A 17,043-nucleotide genomic window follows, 5' to 3' on the forward strand; every position below is an offset into this window, starting at 1 on the left:
CCACGGGCTGACTAGGGGCTTGACGGCACCACAGCTCAGGGGCGGGTGAAGTGGCGTTCGGGGACGGGTTTGAGAGTGATGATGGTGTCGGCGTCGATGGTCACGCGATGTTCGGGGCGTGACCCGTTGGCCGCCGCGTCGCGGATCATATCCAACGTGTGACCGTCCCATGAGGTGACGTGTCCGACGTAATCGCGGTATTTCATGCGATGGTCGGTCGGATCGACCCCTTCGGACACTCGGACGACCACTCGCGCGTTGGCAGGGATTTCATTGGGAATTGCCATGGGGACTCCTTTGCCGTCGGTTTGTTCCATTCTAGTGGGTGAAACGCGGTTTTGCGGGATAGAATCGGCAAAGAAAGGAGTGTGCATGGATGGCGATGGTGATCTGTCCGCGTTCCTTGCGTATCTGCGGGCCAACAGGGGATTGTCGGACAATACGGTGAAGGCGTACGGCACCGATGTCAGGGAGTGCCTGCATGCACTGGCGTCGCGCGGCATCGCAGATCTGCGTCAGGTCACGACCGACGACCTGCGTGGATGGATGGCGTTCGAGACCCGCGACCACGCCCGCTCCAGCATGGCCCGCAAGGTCGTGTCGGTCCGTTCGTTTTTCGCTTGGGCGCATGAGCATGGCAGGATCGAGGCCGACCCGGCGGCCGTGCTGATGACGCCGAAACTGCCGGACACGTTGCCTTCGGTGCTGACTGAGGCCCAGGCGGAGCGCCTGATGGACCGTGTGGATGACGATGCGTCGCTGCATGCCGCCTCATCGCAGCGTTACGAGACACGGCATGATGAGATGCCCCGCCTTGATTCGGCTCATCGGGGCGAAGAGATGAGTCAGCGTGACGAAATCGTGGCGCTACGTGATGCGGCCATGCTGGAATTGCTGTACGCGACCGGTATCCGCGTGGCGGAACTCGTCGGGCTCGACATCGGCGATGTCGACTGGTCCCACCGCACGATACGGGTTACGGGAAAGGGCAGCAAGCAGCGCGTGGTGCCCTTCGGCGACCCTGCCGAGAAGGCGCTGGCCGGCTGGAAGGAGCATGGCCGACCATTGATATTGCGCAGAGCCGGTGCGGGCACTCTCGATACGGTCGCGTTGTTCCTCGGCATGCGCGGCCGCCGCATCGACCAGCGTATCGTGCGCGATGTCGTGCATCGCGCCGCCCGCGAGAGCGGGGTGCCCGATATCAGCCCGCATTCGCTGCGGCACAGCGCGGCGACGCACATGCTGGACGGGGGAGCGGACCTGCGCGAGGTTCAGGAGATGCTCGGCCATTCGTCGTTGCGCACCACGCAGCGGTACACGCATGTGTCGATCGAGCAGCTGAAGGAGCGGTACCGCCAGGCGTTTCCCCGGGCCTGACATCGTCACGTTCCGAGCTTGATCGTCCCGCGATTGCCTACGTCGACAACTCCGCGATAACTCCGCGGCCATCCTGCGCTTACCCTGCGCTTACCCTGCGGTCATCTTGCGATCAACCCGTGATTTCGCCTCGATTGCCCTGCAATCCGCATGATTCCGGGGTGCAACAGGCGAATTGTGCACGTTCACATCATTTAAAATCTTGAAATGTGATACAAATATGAACAAAATGTGGTAATTAACGTCGAAATCTTGACGGAAGCGTATCCTTATCACGTTTTGCGTTTACATGGGGTGGCTATAATCGGTCACCAACAAGAACGCCGCCATCCAAAGGCGACAGTCGAGTGAACGCTTTTGTCGTTCGGAACAAGGAGGAAGGATGGCCCCGGCTCAATGCTGAAGTTCATCGCCAAGCGCCTCGCCAACTACGTCGTCATGCTGTTCGTGGCGATTTCATGTACGTATTTTCTGGCTTCTGGTTTCATGCGTCCGCGCTCGAATTACGAGTCGAGGACTCCCCGCCCTCCGGCAGCGTCCATCAACCGCAGCTTGGATCTGGCCAATATCAATGATCACACCAATATCTTCACTCGGTATTGGCGTTGGCTGACCGGTGTCGTCACCAGATGGGACTGGGGACTGTCCCCTGATCTGGGGTCGGTCAACGGTGCGCTTGCGCCGCGTATCGTTGCCTCCACCGAGCTGGTGACGATCGCCACAGTCCTTTCCATCGTGCTTGGCGTGGCGCTCGGCATCTACACCGCGCAGCGCCAGTACAAGTGGCAGGACCGCCTGTTCGGCACCACTGCCACGTTCTTCCTTGTCATCCCGACCGCCGTGTTCGCCCTGCTTGTCGTGATGCTCGCCATCTTCATCAACGGCGCCAGCGGCTTCCGCCTGTTCTATGTGACGGGTCTGTCCAGTTATACAGGAAATAACTGGTTCCTGAGATTGGCTGATTTCGGGCAGCACATCATCCTACCGACCATCGTGCTGACGATTCTGGGCATGGTCTCCTACCATCTGACGCAGCGCACCTACCTGCTTGACGAGATGCACGCCGATTACGTGCGCACCGCCCGTGCGAAGGGTCTGACCCGCCGCCAGGCCATCCGTCGCCACGCGTTGCGCGCATCCCTGATTCCGACCGCCGTCAACGTCGCATTCTCCATCGCCTCGGTGTTCACCGGCGCGGTCATCACCGAATCTATCTTCGCCATCAACGGCTTGGGCCGGTACTTCATCCAGGCCATTCTCGACAACGACATCAATGCCTCGGTCGCCATCGCGGCGTTCGGCGGTGTGTGCACCCTCGCCGGTGCGCTGCTGGCCGACATCGTGTCCGCATGGCTTGATCCGCGCATCAAGATGAGCTGAGTGCAGGGGATGTGAGAAACAATGACTGATACAACCGTCAAAAACAACGAAACGACACAGAAAGAGTCCGACGAGAGCACGTCGAAGGGCGATATCAAGCACATCGGTTACGCCGGCCTGATCGCGCGTCGTTTCTTCCGTCAGCGCTCCGCCGTGGTCGGACTGATCATCCTTCTGGTGCTGGTGTTCTTCGCGCTGTTCGGCGCCAACATCGGCAAGTGGGCGTATGACGACCCTGACTTCCTCGCCCTGTCGGCAGGTCCGAGCGCCAGCCACTGGCTGGGAACCGACTCCGGCGGCTCCGACCTGTACGCCATGGTGGTGCGTGGTCTCGGCAAGTCGCTGATGATCGGCATCATCACCTCGGTGGCGACGATGGCGATCGCCTCGCTGCTGGGAACGGCCATCTCCTTCTTCGGCGGCTGGGTCGAGCGCGTCGGCATGTGGCTGCTCGATATGCTGCTCGTCGTGCCGTCGTTCCTGCTGATCGCAATGATCGTGCGCACCGCGAACGCCACCACCGGATGGATCTGGCTGATCATCGGCCTGACCGCGTTCGGCTGGGTCGGCTATGCGCGAATCATACGAACGCTGACGTTGTCGCTGCGCGAGCGCGACTACGTCAAGGCGGCCCGGTTCATGGGCGTTGGATCGTTCAAGATCATCGTGCGTCACCTCATGCCGAACCTCGCCTCGATGATCATCATCAACACGGTGCTGGGCGTCGTGGGCGCTGTCAACTCCGAGACCGCACTGTCGTACCTTGGTCTGGGCGTCAAGGCGCCCGACGTGTCGCTGGGTTCCATCCTGCAGTCCGGCGCCGTGTCCATGCAGACCGCTCCCTGGCTGCTGGTCTTCCCCTCCATCGCCCTGGTCCTGTTGACGTTCAGCATGCAGCTGATCGGTGACGGTCTGCGCGATGCGCTTGATCCCAATTCACGTGCGAGCGGAACGGTGGGTGCCTGATGTTCAGAAAGACAATGATGAAAAACAACAAGTCAAAGGGCAGCGTCTCAAGCGAGCACAAGGAGATCGTGCGCGACGACATCCTCCAGTACGAGCTGCTTGAAGGCAACGGCCCAAAGGGTGCGCCGAAGGGCGATCCGATCATGCAGGTGCGCGACCTGCACGTGTCCTTCGCCACAGAGGCCGGCGTGTGCCGTGCGGTGCGAGGCGTCAACTTCGACCTGTGGCGCGGGCGTACGCTCGGCATCGTGGGCGAGTCCGGCTCCGGCAAGTCCGTGACCGCGTTGAGCCTGATCGGCCTGCTCGACGACAACGCCAAGGTCACCGGCTCCATCATCATGAACGGCGAGGAGCTCATCGGCAAGACCGACGAGGAGATGAGCGAGATCCGCGGCGAGCGTATCGCCATGGTGTTCCAGGATCCGCTGTCCGCCCTGACCCCGATGTTCACCATCGGCGACCAGATCGCCGAAGGCCTCATCACCCATCATCCCGACATGTCCAAGCAGCAGATTCACGACCGTTGCGTCGAGCTGCTCGAACTGGTCGGCATCCCGCAGCCTGAGGAGCGTCTCAGCAGCTTCCCGCACCAGTTCTCCGGTGGTATGCGTCAGCGCGTGATGATCGCCATCGCCATCGCGAACAACCCCGACGTCATCATCGCCGACGAGCCGACCACGGCCCTCGACGTGACGATTCAGGCGCAGATCCTTGACGTGCTCGCCAAGGCGCAGAAGGAGACCGGCGCCGCCGTCGTGCTCATCACCCACGATCTGGGCGTGGTGGCCGGCGCGGCCGACGACATCCTCGTCATGTATGCCGGTCGTCCCGTCGAGCGCGCCAGCATCGACGACGTCTTCCAGCACCCCTCCATGCCGTACACGATGGGTCTGCTCGGCGCCGTGCCGAAGCCGCACATCGCCGCCTCCCAGCGTCTCGTGCCGATTCAGGGCAACCCGCCGTCGCTGGTCGACATCCCGAAGGGATGCCCGTTCTCGCCACGATGCCCGCTCGCCACCCCGGAGTGCTCGCTGTCTGAGCCGAACCTGGAAGTCGTGGACGCGAGCTCCGGTCATCTCGCCTCCTGCCGTCGACTGCAGGAGATCATCGACAAGAACATGAAGTACACGGACGTGTTCCCCGTGCCCGACCTGCTTCCCGCCGACTGGGCCGACGTCCCGCGCGACCAGCGCCCGGTGACGCTGGAGGTCGACCACCTGGTCAAGCACTTCCCGCTGACCGGTGGTGGCATGTTCCGCCGTACCATCGGCCAGGTCGCGGCCGTCGACGACGTGACGTTCAAGATTCGTCAGGGGGAGACCCTGGCGCTGGTCGGCGAGTCCGGCTCCGGCAAGTCCACCACGCTGATGGAGATCATGAACCTCATGAAGCCCGAGGACGGACGCATCGTCGTACTCGGCCATGACCTCGCCGAACTCAAGAAGAAGGCGGAGCGCAAGGCGCTGCGCAAGGACCTGCAGATCATCTTCCAGGATCCGATGAGCTCGCTCGACCCGCGCATGCCCATCTACGACGTGCTCGCGGAGCCGCTCAAGGTGCACAAGTGGAGCAAGGAGAAGATCAACCGCCGCATCGGCGAGCTGATGGAGCTGGTCGGCCTGAACCCCGACTACGTGGATCGCTTCCCGGCGCAGTTCTCCGGTGGGCAGCGTCAGCGCATCTCCATCGCCCGTGCCCTCGCCACCGATCCGAAGGTGCTGCTGCTCGACGAGCCGATCGCGTCCCTCGACGTGTCGATTCAGGCGGGCATCATCAACCTGCTTGAGGACCTGCAGGCCAAGCTGAAGATCTCATACCTGTTCGTTGCGCACGATCTGGCGGTCATCCGCCACATCTCCGACCGCGTGGCCGTCATGTACCTCGGCCAGGTGGTCGAGCTCGGCGAGACCGAGGACGTGTTCACCCATCCGCGTCACCCGTACACGCAGGCGCTGCTGTCGGCCATCCCCGTGCCCGACCCCGTGGTCGAGCGCACCCGCCAGCGCATCATCCTCAAGGGAGACCTGCCGTCTCCGTCCGAGAAGCACCCGGGATGCCGTTTTGCGTCTCGCTGCCCCGTCAAGCTGCGGCTCACTCCCGAGCAGCAGAAGATGTGCGAGACGAAACGCCCGGTTTTGACGTCGGATGACCAGATAGCGACCGAATTCGCCTGTCACTTCCCGCTGGATGTGAACGACGAATCCGCGCCGTTCTAAAGTCTTTCGGGCCGGTCATATGACCGGCCCGATTGCATTGGTTTCACCGAAAAGTGAAAAGTGACGCCAATGTTAACAAAACGTGGTGTATCATCACGGTTCTAGTTGCGAGATATTTTGAAGGAGAGAACGGCACGCGCAACTCGTGCTGTTCAGGAGAGGAATGCAAAGTATGAGTTTTGCATCTACCGCGCGTAAGGTCACCGCCTTCGCCGCCGCTGCAGCCACGCTCCTGGCGCTTGGTGCTTGCGGCAACAGCAACAACGGCAGCGCCAGCAACAACGGCGCCAAGTCCACTTCCGAACCGCAGGAAGGTGTTCCCACCAACTACACCGGTTCGTTCCCGATGCCGGATCCGGGCAAGGCCTACAACAACCCGAAGGACCGCGGCGAGCTGAAGCAGGGTGGCACCCTCACCCTGCCGATCACCGAGATCGGCCCGAACTGGAACGCCATTGACGTCAACGGCAACACCGTGTACATGAGCGGCCTGTGGCGCTTCTACATGCCGTGCATCTGGGAGTACCCGGCGGATGGTTCCCTGGAGAACATCAAGCCGAACACCAACTACGTGACCAAGGTCGAGCAGACCTCCGACAGCCCTGAGACCGTTGTCTTCACCATCAACGACAAGGCCTCCTGGAACGACGGCACCCCGATCACCTGGAAGGACTTCGAGTCCACCTGGAAGGTCCAGAGCGGCAAGAGCGACAAGTTCACCCCGGCCCTCACCACTGGTTACGACCAGATCAAGAGCGTCACCAAGGGCGACACCGACAAGCAGGCCGTCGTGACGTTCGAGAAGGACTTCTACCCCTACCAGTCCCTGTTCAACCTGCTGTACCCGTCTGAAGCCCTCACCGGCGACGACACCAAGGACGGCGAAACCTTCTCCAAGGGTTGGTCGAACGACTCCCACTCCGACAAGTGGGGCGCCGGCCCGTTCGTCGTCTCCAAGAGCTCCGACTCCGAAGTGACCTTCACCCCGAACCCGAAGTGGTGGGGCGACAAGCCGCTGCTGGACAAGGTCGTGCTCAAGCAGATGGAGCCGTCCGCTGCCATGAACGCCTTCAAGAACGGTGAGATTGACGCCGTCGGCGCTTCCGATGCTGAGTCCATGACGAGCGCGAAGACCGTGAAGGACGCTTACCTGCGTCGTTCCTACGACTCCGGTGTGTACACGCTGACCATCAACACCAAGAACATCCCGCTGGAGGTCCGCAAGGCCTTCGTCCAGGGCGTCGATCGCAGCCAGCTGCAGAAGATCGACTTCCAGGGCATCGAGTGGACCGAGAAGACCCCGGGCTCCCTGATTCTGCCTCAGTTCCAGGACGGCTACGAGGACAACATGCCCGCTGAGTCGAAGTACTCCACCGCCAACGCCACCAAGACCCTTGAGGACGCCGGCTACAAGAAGAACAGCGACGGCTACTACGAGAAGGGCGGCAAGGTCGCGGCCATTACGTACACGACGTTCTCCGACTCCGCCTCCACCAAGGCCAAGGCAACCGCCATCCAGAAGATGGCCAAGACCGTCGGCATCAAGGTGAGCATCGACATCAAGGCTTCGAACACCTTCTCCGACACCGTCAGCTCTGGTAACTGGGACATGATCGGCCTCGGCTGGTCCGCTGCCGACCCGTTCGGCTACGCGTCCTCCGCTTACCAGCTCTACGGCTCCAAGTCCGAGTCCAACTTCTCCTTCACCGGCACCGACGAGATCGACAAGGAGCTCGAGTCCATCCCGGGCATCAAGGACAGCACCAAGGCCATTGCTCAGTTCAACAAGGCTGAGAAGGAAGCCCAGAAGCTGTACGCTCAGATCCCGTTCGAGAACGGCCAGATCACTGTCGCCGTCAAGAAGGGTCTTGCGAACTACGGTCCTGCAGGCTACTCCTCCGGCGCGCGTGTCATGGTGACCGTTCACCCCGAGAACCTCGGCTGGGAGAAGTGAGTCGTCTGATTCATCGATCTCATTGAGATAGCGATATAGAAGTCCCCCGTGGCTGCAAAGTCACGGGGGACTTCTTGTATGTGTGGACGATGTTGGACCACCCCCCCAGCCGGCCATGCCGGCAGCCCCCGCTATCGGGGGCATGTGAAAAAGCCCCCGATAGCGGGGGGTTGCCAGCCGAAGGCTGACTGGGGGTGGTCACGCTGGCAGAGCGGGTATGCCCCGCTCAGCGGCAGACCTTGGAGATCGGCTGCCAGGGCTGCAGGGTCACCGGTTCGGAATCCACCGCGGCGAGCGTGCGCTCGTCCAGGTATTCCTTGCGGATGATGAGCTCCTGAACATAGCGGTCGAACCACGCGCCGGAGGCGACATAGTAGCCGTCCTTGCCGTTGTCCTTGCCCCAGCTGTTCTCCACCTTCCAACGGTCCGGCTCACCGGCCTTGTCGAGGTTGACGCCGGTGAGCGTCATGGCGTGGTTGCTGCGCGAATCGTTGTATTCCAGACCGTGCGCCTTGTCCGATGCGAACTCGGTGCCGAACAGCTCATCCACGCGCACGGTGCCACGATCGAAGATGCCGGCCTTGCGCAGTGAGAACTGCGCGCAGTCGCAGGCGAACCAGATTGGGTGGCCTGCGGTCAGCTGGTCGACGGCGGCCTTGCGGAACACGTCGAGCGGCACGTTGATGAAGTCCATCGGAGCGGCCTCCGCCACGTTGCCCACGAACGCCAGCTGATAGCGGCGGTAATACGGGGTAGAGGCGAGCGGGGAGTTCGTCAGGCTCACGAAATCATCCAAATCCTTGCCCACGTACTTCGCGTAGAACTCCTGCGGCGTGATGCCGTGTTCGACGATCTGCCTGCGCGAGTCGATGCCGGACTTCGTGCAGGACTCGGACGCCTTGGCGTCATCCTTGACGCGCAGCAGCAGATCGAAGCTCGCCGGTGGCTCGCCCATTGCGATAGCGCAGATACGGTACACGACCGACATCTGCCCGGTCTTGAGCGAGCGCAGCTCCTCAACCGACTTGCCGGCCTGATGGGCGTCGCGCAATTCGGCGGCGAACTCGCGCAGCTTCGTGTTCAGGTACTGCTCGAACGCCGAGGAATCGCGGGAGTTCGACGACTCCGGGTAGGCCTCCTTCGGCACCAGACCGTACTTCTTGACCAGCGCGACGAACATCTGCCACCAGCCGCCATCGTCAGCCGGGCCTTCGTTGACCGCCTCGAAGATGCGGCTGTCCGTGGTCTTGTCGAGCGTCTTGAGCACGTTCTCAAGGTAGAAGTTCGACTTCTCCAGCTTGTCGTAGAAGAACAGATAGCTTTCGGAGAACTCGAAATCGTCGAGGTTCCACTTGTGCATCAGCTCGTAGCGCAGCGTGTTCAGCGATGCGAACATCCAGCAGCGGCCGGAATGCTCCTGCGAGGTGATCGAACCCTGCTTGAGTTCGACCGAGAACGTGCGGGGGAGCTCGCGCACGCCGCGATACGAGGTCGCGGCCTGGAGAATGCCGTTCGATACCGCCGCGTTCGCCGCCACGAGGTTCGCGCGGTCCGCGTTGAACGCCGCGGAGTATTCCCTGAGCTGTTCCGCAGTCAGTGCCAGGTTGTCGGGCTGGTTGGAAGCCATGTCCATGATCCTTTCCTATTGTCGGAATGAAAAACTGCCACGAAGCAGTCTACTCCGCCTACGTAGGCCGTGTGTGAGCGGGGAGCGGAAGATTCCGGTCGAAACTGCGGCTCGCACTGTCAACGGGACGGATATAGGATGGCCCCATGATCACCATCACCACATCCAACGTGAACGGCATCCGCGCCGCCAAGCGCAAGGGCATCGAGACATGGGCGGGCGAGCACGCCCCGGACATCTGGTGCATGCAGGAGGTCCGTGCCCCGCAGGACGAGCTCGATCCGATATTCGGCGAGTTCGGGTTCGAATACGCCACCGCCGGCAAGATCGCCGACCAGAGCGAGCTGACGGCGATGAACGAGGTCTGCCGCGTCAAGGGACGCGCCGGCGTCGGGCTGCTGACCGACCTGCCCGTGACAGCCCGGCGATACGGTTTGTCCGGGCTGGACGAGGATGTGGATTCCGGTCGATGGATCGAGGCCGACGTGACGACGCCACAGGGCTATGGAATCACCGTCGCATGCGTGTACGTGCACGCGGGCAACAGCGACGATCCGGTGAAAATGGCGCAGAAATACCGCTTCCTCGACACCATGCTCACGCGCATGGGCGAGCTGCGGGACGAGGCCTCGCGCGGCGGCCGGCAGGCCGTGCTGTGCGGCGACTTCAACATCGCGCACACGCCGCTCGACATCAAGAACGCCAAGGCCAACATCAAGCATGCCGGGTTCCTGCCCGCCGAACGCGCCTACATCGACCGCTGGCTGGGGGAGTACGAGTTCGTGGACGTCATACGCTCGCTCGCCGGCGACATCCAGGGGCCGTACACGTGGTGGAGTCAGCGCGGCAGGGCGTTCGACAACAACGTCGGCTGGCGCATCGACTATCAGTTCGCCACTCCGGAACTCGCCGAGACGGCACGAGGCTTCGTCATCGACAAGGCGCCCAGCTATGACGCCCGCTGGTCCGACCATGCGCCGCTGACCGTCACGTATGACGTGTGATCGTGCAATCCATGACGCGCTCTGGGCCATGCGGCGGCCGTTCGGACCGGCGACAATCCGGCGGCGTCTTCCAAGCCAATCACAAGCCCTAGTGCTACGCTAGTCACGGTTGCAACCTGTACAACGAAATGAGGAACCCATGGGACTGTTTGGATTCGGCAAGAAGAAGCGTGAACGCGAGGAAGCCGAAGCGAAGGCCGAGAATCGCGAGGACGAGGCCGCCGTCGACACCGAGGAGACCGCCGCCCCGACCGACGTGGCGGACACGTACGAAGGCCGCGGCGAATCCTACGGACCGTGGGACGTCGATGACGAGAACGTGCCGGATTACGACGAGTACCTCGACATGGGCTCCTACTACCTGCCGTATCTCGCGGGCCTGCAGCTGCGCATCAAGGCGAACCGCAGCACCCAGGAGATCCTCGGCGCGACCATCAGCTACGGCGCGTCCAGCCTGGAGATCGAGGCGTTCGCGGCGCCCAAGACCATGGGTCTGTGGGACGACGTGCGCGCCGATTTGCTTGAGGCCAACGAGAAGGCATCCGAACACGCGGGCGTGTTCGGCACCGAACTCCACCTGCCGGTCACCGTCAAGGGCGGCAAGACCGTGAACACGCGCATCGTCGGCGTGGATGGCCCGCGTTGGATGCTGCGCGGCATCTTCTCCGGCAAGGCCGCGAACGATGACGGCAACTCCGACACCGAAGCGCTCAACAAGTACTTCGCCGACATCGTCGTGGAGCGCGGCGACGAGCCGCTCGCCCCGCGTGATCTCATCCCGATGCACCCGCCGGTGACCCCCGCCCAGCGTCAGGCGGCGGCCAAGACCAATGACCAGGCTGACTACAAGGAGCACCTCGACGACATCCCGGACAAGCCCGAAGGGCCGTTCGACTCCGATCAGCAGACCGAGGTCAAGACCACGCTGTCGCGTGGACCGATGTTCTCCGAAGTCCGCTGACGAATCCCGGCGCTCGACGCCGGGAGCCAAGGAACGAGCATGACCGATCAGAACCAGAAGAAACGTACGGGTATGGCGTCCCTCGCCGCCGCGGGCGAGGGGGAGGACTTCTCCGTCATCGACGCCATCGGCGGGCCGCGCGGCGTCATCGAATCGATGCTGCCGGGCGTGTTGTTCGTCGTGTTGTTCGTCGTCACCAGCAACCTCAATCTCACGATCGGTGTCTCCGCGGCGCTGGCGGTGCTGCAGGTCGTCATCAGGCTCGTGCAACGGCAGTCGGTCATGGGCGCTCTCAGCGGCCTGATCGCCGTCGGCATCTGCCTGATATGGGCGTGGCAGAGTCATGAAGCGCGCAACTATTACATGTTCGGCTTCCTCACCAACGCCGTGTACATCGTGCTGCTGTCCTTCACCCTGCTCATCCGCGTGCCCGGTCTGGGGCTCATGGTCGAGTTCATCCGTACCATCCCCACCGAGCATTTCCGCGCGTGGCTGCACGGCTGGCTGGACGACAAGCCGCTCAGGCGCGCCTACACGATCGTCACCGTGCTGTGGATCGGCGTGTTCGCGCTGCGTCTCATCGTGCAGGTGCCGCTGTACCTCGCCGATTCCGTGGCGCTGCTGGGCACGGCGCGCCTGCTGATGGGCATACCGTTCTGGGCGCTGGCGATATGGGTGTCGTATCTGATCATCGCCACCCCGCTGCACCGGCACATCGCCGCGGCCAAAGCGGCGGCCGGCGGCGGCAAAGACGGTGACAGTGACGGCCGCAACAGCGGTGATGAAGGTGACAACGCAGCCGGACAGGCCTGATCCGGTCAAATCGCGAAAGGAAACAATGAACGCGCAAGTGCGTATCGAACGTTATGCCGACCAGGGACGATGCGTCGGGCATATCGATGGCCGTGTGGTATTCGTGAGGTTCGCCCTGCCGGGCGAGCTGGTGCAGGTCGCATTGGATGAACCGCACGACCGCGACGACCGCTACTGGACCGGCGAGGTCGTCGAGGTCATCGAACCGAGCCCCGATCGTGTGGATCCCGCATGGCCGCTGGCCGGGCCGCTTGCCATGGGTGGTGGCGTCGGCGGCGCCGATCTGGTGCACGTGAGCCTGGAAGGGCAGCTTCGCTGGAAGGCCGCCACCATCAGCGATCAGATGAGCCGTCTCGGGCACGTGGACGTCACCGTGCCGGTGGAACGGGCCGAAGGCGACACTGAGAACGGCGGCCTGCACTGGCGCACCCGCATCGAGATGATCGCCGATGACGACGGCAGGCCGTCGATGCGTCGGCGCGGCTCGCACAAGCGCGTGCCGCTGGACACGATGCCGCTCGCGACAGACAACCTGCTTGCCGTCGCCGATCGCGAACACGTGTGGGATGGCGGGTTCGAACCCGGATCCCAAATTCGCCTGTCTGTGCCCGAACCGAGGAAGCAGCCCATCGAGGGCAATTACGCCGTGCTCGTGGACGGCGAACTTCGCGCCGGAAACCGGCATCTGATGGAGACCGTCACCGTGAACGGCCGTGACTTCCAATACATGGTCGACGCGAACGGCTTCTGGCAGGTGCACCGTCAGGCGCCGGTCATGCTCGCCGGCCATGTGATCGACTTAGCGAACAAGGCGCTTGACGGCATGACCTCCGCCTGCATATGGGACTTGTATTCCGGTGCCGGACTGTTCACGCTGCCGCTGGCCACGATGACCGCCGAACGCACGCGCATGCTCAGCGTGGAGGGCGGTAAGACCGCGGTGAAGAACGCGCAACGCAACCTCCGCGCGTTGAACCTGCCTGATGTGGACGCCCGTTGCGGCGATGTGTCCGCCACGCTCGCGCACGTGCCGGCCCATCTGTCACGACCCGATCTGGTTGTGCTCGATCCTCCCCGCGCCGGTGCGCACGCCAAGGTGTGCCGCCAGATCGCGCAGGCAGGCGCGAAGGACGTCATCTATGTCGCCTGTGACCCGACCAGCCTCGCCCGCGACACGGCGACGCTGATCTCGCTCGGGTACCGCCTGTCGGACATCCGGGCGTACGACATCTACCCGATGACCCACCATGTTGAGACGGTGGCTTGGTTCACACGCATCGGACGGTGAGGCGATGGGTCGGGTACGCGGCGATCATGATTGCGGGTTCCTGCGGCGCATGTGGCGCCGTGGGATTGGCATCGCGTGCGCCGCGGCCGCGGTGATGTCGCTCACCTCCTGCGTGCCGCAGGGCAAGGCGGTCGGCGATACGCAGGAGAGCGAACCGGAGATCGCCCATGAGGGCGTCCAACGGCAGGATATCGTCGTCGGCGTCATCGGCTCTGTGGACACCGGCCTGGACTCTGATGTGCTGAACGCCTTCAACAAGGCCGGGTTGAAGGCGCCCTACGTATCCATCAGCATGGTCGACGATCCGGATGCCGCCGCGCAGCGCGGAGTGCGGTCCATGGTCACGCGCAAGGCCTCCGTCATCATGATCGACGGCATTGCCGTCAACGAGAAGAACGCCGAAGACTGGGATGCCGCGTTGCAGTCCGCGCGCAAGGCGGGCGTTCCCGTCATCCTCCTGGATCCGGTCGCCCCGCCCGACGACGATACGTTGTTCGCCGTCACGTTCACGCTTACCGGCAAGGGAGACGGCGTGACCGCCCTCGACGACGCCGTCGTCACCATCGTCGACGACAAACCCCACCCCCGCACGATGAACGTCACCGACAACCTGTCCTGACCTTCCGATATCCGGAGCTCTTCCGCGGGAGCGGTAGTCCGTATTTTCGCCCCGCTGGCGGGGCTGTCGCGGAGCGACTGGGGGCGGCTTGGCGTTTCATCGCCTGCCAGCTATTCCGGCTGACCGCCCTCCGGCGCTGCGCGCCACCTCCCGCCGGCGGGAGGTGTGGAGGCGTAGGTGGCTGCGGTGATCAGCCGAGAGCCACACCTCATCCTGCTGCGCTCGATGGGGGACGTGTGTGAAAATACCGCCTGGGAATGGTGCCCCCGTTATGCTGCCACGGGTAGGCTAGTACGTATGAATGCAACCATGAACCTGCCTGAAGTCGAGGAAAACGGCCTGACCGCCTCGCAAGTGCGCGCCTGCGAGGAGAGCGGTCAGACGAACGCGGTGAAGAGCACCACGTCGCGTTCGGTACTCGACATCGTGCGGGCCAACGTCTTCACGCTGTTCAACGGCATCATCTTCGCCGCGATGGTACTGGTGCTGATCACCGGGTCATGGAAGGACGCGGTGTTCGGCTTCGTCATCCTCATCAACACCGGTATCGGCATCGTCACCGAGCTCAAGGCCAAGCGTACGTTGGATCGGCTGTCGATTCTCGTCACATCGGATTATGCGGTGCGCCGCGACGGCGAGAACACGGAGGTTCCTTCGCGCGACATCGTACTCGGCGACCTGCTGTGGATACGTTCCGGGGAGCAGGTGCCGGCTGACGCGCAGGTCCTGTCATCATACGGGCTCGAACTCGACGAATCGATGCTGACCGGCGAATCGCGCACCGTGCGCAAGGAGGACGGCGACCAGGTGTACTCCGGGTCGACGGCGGTGTCCGGCGTGGCGCTCGCGCGGGTGAACGCGGTGGGCGAGCACAGTTACGCGGCGACGTTGACCGCACAGGCCAAGGTATACAAGAAGACGGTGTCCGACCTGAACAAGGGCATCAACACGATCCTGAAGTTCATGACGTTCCTGGTGGTGCCGCTGTGCGTGCTGCTGGTCTGGTCGCAGATGAGGACCGTGGGCGGATGGAACGCCGCGATAGCTTCGGGGGAGTGGCGGCAGGCCATCGTGTCAGCTGTAGCGGGCGTTGTCGGCATGATTCCCGAAGGCCTGGTATTGCTCACCTCGCTCAACTTCGCGGTCGCGGCGATGCGGCTCGCCCGCAAGAACACGCTCGTGCAGGAACTCGAATCGGTGGAGACGCTGGCTCGCGTGGACTGCCTCAATCTCGACAAGACCGGCACGATCACCGATGGCGGCATCATGTTCGACCGTCTGGTCATGCTGGAACGCATGGACGGCGACGATCGCGTGGAGAGCGCGGCGACCCAGGCGCTGTATGACCTGTCGAACGAGGAGCAGCCGAACGGCACGGGTCAGGCCGTGCTCGACGGGCTGGGGGAACGCGGTTACCATGCCGGCCCGGTGCGAGCGCGCGTGCCGTTCTCGTCGGCCCGCAAATGGAGCGCCATCGTCACCCCGGCCGCAGCCGCGGAAACGGAATCGGCCGCCGACCGCGAGCCGCCGACCGTCTGGTATATGGGCGCACCGGAAGTGATGCTCTCCGCGCTTTCCGGAGAGCACGGCGATGTGCTCGAAGCGGTCAATGATTACGCGAATTCCGGCAACCGCGTGCTGCTCATCGCGCGGGCGACGCTCATACGGAAGAGCGACGGCGATGCCGCAACAGATTCGTCATGGTTCACGCAGTCGCCCGAACTGCTGCCGGACGCCGAGCCGGTCGCGCTCGTATTGTGTTCGGAGTGCGTGCGCGACGACGCGCAGCCCACACTGGCGTGGTTCCGCGATCAGGGCGTGCGCTGCCGCATCATCTCCGGTGACAACCCGGTCACCGTCGGCGCGATCGCGGCCAAAGTGCGACTTACAGGAGACCGCGAGCCGCACGCCATCGACGCGCGCACGCTGCCGCAGGACATCAACGAGCTCGCCCGCGTGCTGGAGAACGTCGATGTGATCGGCCGCGTGCTGCCCGACCAGAAGAAGGCGATCGTCCAGGCGCTGCACACCAGTGATCACGTGGTCGCCATGACCGGAGACGGCGTCAACGATTCGCTCGCCATCAAGGAGGCCGATCTCGGCATCGCGATGGGCAACGCCGCGCCCGCCACCAAAGCCGTGGCACAGGTCGTGCTCGTCGATTCGAAGTTCTCGCACCTGCCTGACGTTGTGGCCCGCGGCCGTCAGGTCATGGCGAACATGGAGCGCGTCGCCAGCCTGTTCCTCGTCAAGACCGTCTACTCGGCGCTGATTTCGCTGGGCGTGGTACTCACCGCGATCCCGTTCCCGTACCTGCCCCGGCATATCACGTACGTCGGCGCGCTGACTATCGGCATGCCGGCATTCATCCTCGCGCTCGCGCCGAACACGCGGCGTTACATCCCCGGCTTCCTGCGGCGTGTCGTGTATTTCGCGCTGCCGGGAGGCGTCGCGATCGCATTGTCCGTGCTGTTGTCGTCGTGGCTGTTGCCCGATGTGATGGGCTGGGATGTGAACAACGCCGCCGATTTGTCCGCGTTGCGCACCACCTGCGCGATCATCGTGTTCGTGCTGGGCGTGTTCATGCTCGCCCGCGTGGCGCAGCCGCTCAATTCGTGGCGCGGCGTGCTGGTTGCCGTATTCGCCGCGGCCGGCGTCATCGGCATGTTCATTCCGTTCGTGGCGAGGTTCTTCGACCTGCATCTGCCGACCGGGCGGGTATTGATCGCCACGGTGGCGGCGCTGCTGATTTCCACGGTCCTGTTCGCGGTCTGTCACGTCATCCTTGCCTCGGTGACGCGAATTTTCCCACATATCAAGCCGACACGCCAGAGCTAA

13 protein-coding genes are annotated in these 17,043 nt (G+C 63.3%); 11 read left to right on the forward strand and 2 right to left on the reverse strand.

Annotated features, from left to right (window positions below):
• Positions 1–35 precede the first annotated feature (35 nt).
• A complete protein-coding gene (locus MMB49_RS03225; RefSeq protein WP_003812433.1) occupies positions 36–287 on the reverse strand; it encodes a DUF6725 family protein in 252 nt (83 codons plus the stop codon).
• Between the two features lie 85 nt (positions 288–372).
• Between MMB49_RS03225 and MMB49_RS03230 the strand changes: the two genes are divergently transcribed.
• From MMB49_RS03230 to MMB49_RS03250, 5 genes are all read left to right on the forward strand, one after another.
• Positions 373–1,377 (forward strand): tyrosine recombinase XerC, encoded by a 1,005-nt coding sequence (locus MMB49_RS03230; RefSeq protein ID WP_047271769.1) that lies wholly within the window; start codon positions 373–375, stop codon positions 1,375–1,377.
• A 396-nt stretch (positions 1,378–1,773) separates the two neighbouring features.
• The gene (locus MMB49_RS03235) at positions 1,774–2,757 is read left to right on the forward strand and encodes an ABC transporter permease (RefSeq protein WP_003812438.1); all 984 of its coding nucleotides are present in this window, start codon (positions 1,774–1,776) and stop codon (positions 2,755–2,757) included.
• A 21-nt stretch (positions 2,758–2,778) separates the two neighbouring features.
• Positions 2,779–3,723: an ABC transporter permease gene (locus MMB49_RS03240; RefSeq protein WP_003812440.1), complete on the forward strand. Its 945-nt coding sequence runs from the start codon at positions 2,779–2,781 to the stop codon at positions 3,721–3,723.
• A 17-nt stretch (positions 3,724–3,740) separates the two neighbouring features.
• Entirely contained in the window at positions 3,741–5,939 is a 2,199-nt protein-coding gene (locus tag MMB49_RS03245; protein ID WP_047272038.1) for an ABC transporter ATP-binding protein, read from the forward strand.
• A 172-nt stretch (positions 5,940–6,111) separates the two neighbouring features.
• Positions 6,112–7,893 (forward strand): ABC transporter family substrate-binding protein, encoded by a 1,782-nt coding sequence (locus MMB49_RS03250; protein WP_047271771.1) that lies wholly within the window; start codon positions 6,112–6,114, stop codon positions 7,891–7,893.
• Positions 7,894–8,119: 226 nt separating this feature from the next.
• Here MMB49_RS03250 and MMB49_RS03255 read toward each other — a convergent pair whose 3' ends face one another.
• Positions 8,120–9,526, reverse strand: coding sequence for an aminopeptidase C (locus tag MMB49_RS03255; protein ID WP_047271773.1), 1,407 nt, complete (start codon positions 9,524–9,526; stop codon positions 8,120–8,122).
• Between the two features lie 140 nt (positions 9,527–9,666).
• Between MMB49_RS03255 and MMB49_RS03260 the strand changes: the two genes are divergently transcribed.
• The 6 genes from MMB49_RS03260 (at position 9,667) to MMB49_RS03285 (ending at position 17,043) form a co-directional block, all read left to right on the forward strand.
• On the forward strand, positions 9,667–10,524 hold the full coding sequence (locus tag MMB49_RS03260; RefSeq protein WP_013389696.1) for an exodeoxyribonuclease III: 858 nt from the start codon (positions 9,667–9,669) through the stop codon (positions 10,522–10,524).
• Between the two features lie 139 nt (positions 10,525–10,663).
• Entirely contained in the window at positions 10,664–11,485 is an 822-nt protein-coding gene (locus tag MMB49_RS03265; RefSeq protein ID WP_047271774.1) for a DUF3710 domain-containing protein, read from the forward strand.
• 39 nt (positions 11,486–11,524) lie between these two features.
• The gene (locus MMB49_RS03270; RefSeq protein ID WP_013363281.1) at positions 11,525–12,298 is read left to right on the forward strand and encodes a DUF3159 domain-containing protein; all 774 of its coding nucleotides are present in this window, start codon (positions 11,525–11,527) and stop codon (positions 12,296–12,298) included.
• 25 nt (positions 12,299–12,323) lie between these two features.
• The gene (locus MMB49_RS03275) at positions 12,324–13,586 is read left to right on the forward strand and encodes a class I SAM-dependent RNA methyltransferase (protein WP_047271777.1); all 1,263 of its coding nucleotides are present in this window, start codon (positions 12,324–12,326) and stop codon (positions 13,584–13,586) included.
• A gap of 4 nt (positions 13,587–13,590) precedes the next feature.
• Complete coding sequence (locus tag MMB49_RS03280; RefSeq protein WP_013389699.1) at positions 13,591–14,205, forward strand: sugar ABC transporter substrate-binding protein; 615 nt, start codon at positions 13,591–13,593, stop codon at positions 14,203–14,205.
• A 297-nt stretch (positions 14,206–14,502) separates the two neighbouring features.
• Positions 14,503–17,043, forward strand: coding sequence for an HAD-IC family P-type ATPase (locus tag MMB49_RS03285; protein ID WP_082247865.1), 2,541 nt, complete (start codon positions 14,503–14,505; stop codon positions 17,041–17,043).

Source organism: Bifidobacterium sp. SKU, from assembly GCF_026016405.1.
GTDB lineage: Bacteria > Actinomycetota > Actinomycetes > Actinomycetales > Bifidobacteriaceae > Bifidobacterium > Bifidobacterium bifidum.

Coding starts and splice junctions, on each gene's coding strand:
- MMB49_RS03245 (WP_047272038.1), top strand. CDS start 3,741: ATGAAAAACAACAAGTCAAAGGGCAGCGTCTCAAGCGAGCACAAGGAG.
- MMB49_RS03280 (WP_013389699.1), top strand. CDS start 13,591: ATGGGTCGGGTACGCGGCGATCATGATTGCGGGTTCCTGCGGCGCATG.
- MMB49_RS03260 (WP_013389696.1), top strand. CDS start 9,667: ATGATCACCATCACCACATCCAACGTGAACGGCATCCGCGCCGCCAAG.
- MMB49_RS03225 (WP_003812433.1), bottom strand. CDS start 287: ATGGCAATTCCCAATGAAATCCCTGCCAACGCGCGAGTGGTCGTCCGA.
- MMB49_RS03235 (WP_003812438.1), top strand. CDS start 1,774: ATGCTGAAGTTCATCGCCAAGCGCCTCGCCAACTACGTCGTCATGCTG.
- MMB49_RS03255 (WP_047271773.1), bottom strand. CDS start 9,526: ATGGACATGGCTTCCAACCAGCCCGACAACCTGGCACTGACTGCGGAA.
- MMB49_RS03250 (WP_047271771.1), top strand. CDS start 6,112: ATGAGTTTTGCATCTACCGCGCGTAAGGTCACCGCCTTCGCCGCCGCT.
- MMB49_RS03270 (WP_013363281.1), top strand. CDS start 11,525: ATGACCGATCAGAACCAGAAGAAACGTACGGGTATGGCGTCCCTCGCC.
- MMB49_RS03240 (WP_003812440.1), top strand. CDS start 2,779: ATGACTGATACAACCGTCAAAAACAACGAAACGACACAGAAAGAGTCC.
- MMB49_RS03230 (WP_047271769.1), top strand. CDS start 373: ATGGATGGCGATGGTGATCTGTCCGCGTTCCTTGCGTATCTGCGGGCC.
- MMB49_RS03265 (WP_047271774.1), top strand. CDS start 10,664: ATGGGACTGTTTGGATTCGGCAAGAAGAAGCGTGAACGCGAGGAAGCC.
- MMB49_RS03285 (WP_082247865.1), top strand. CDS start 14,503: ATGAATGCAACCATGAACCTGCCTGAAGTCGAGGAAAACGGCCTGACC.
- MMB49_RS03275 (WP_047271777.1), top strand. CDS start 12,324: ATGAACGCGCAAGTGCGTATCGAACGTTATGCCGACCAGGGACGATGC.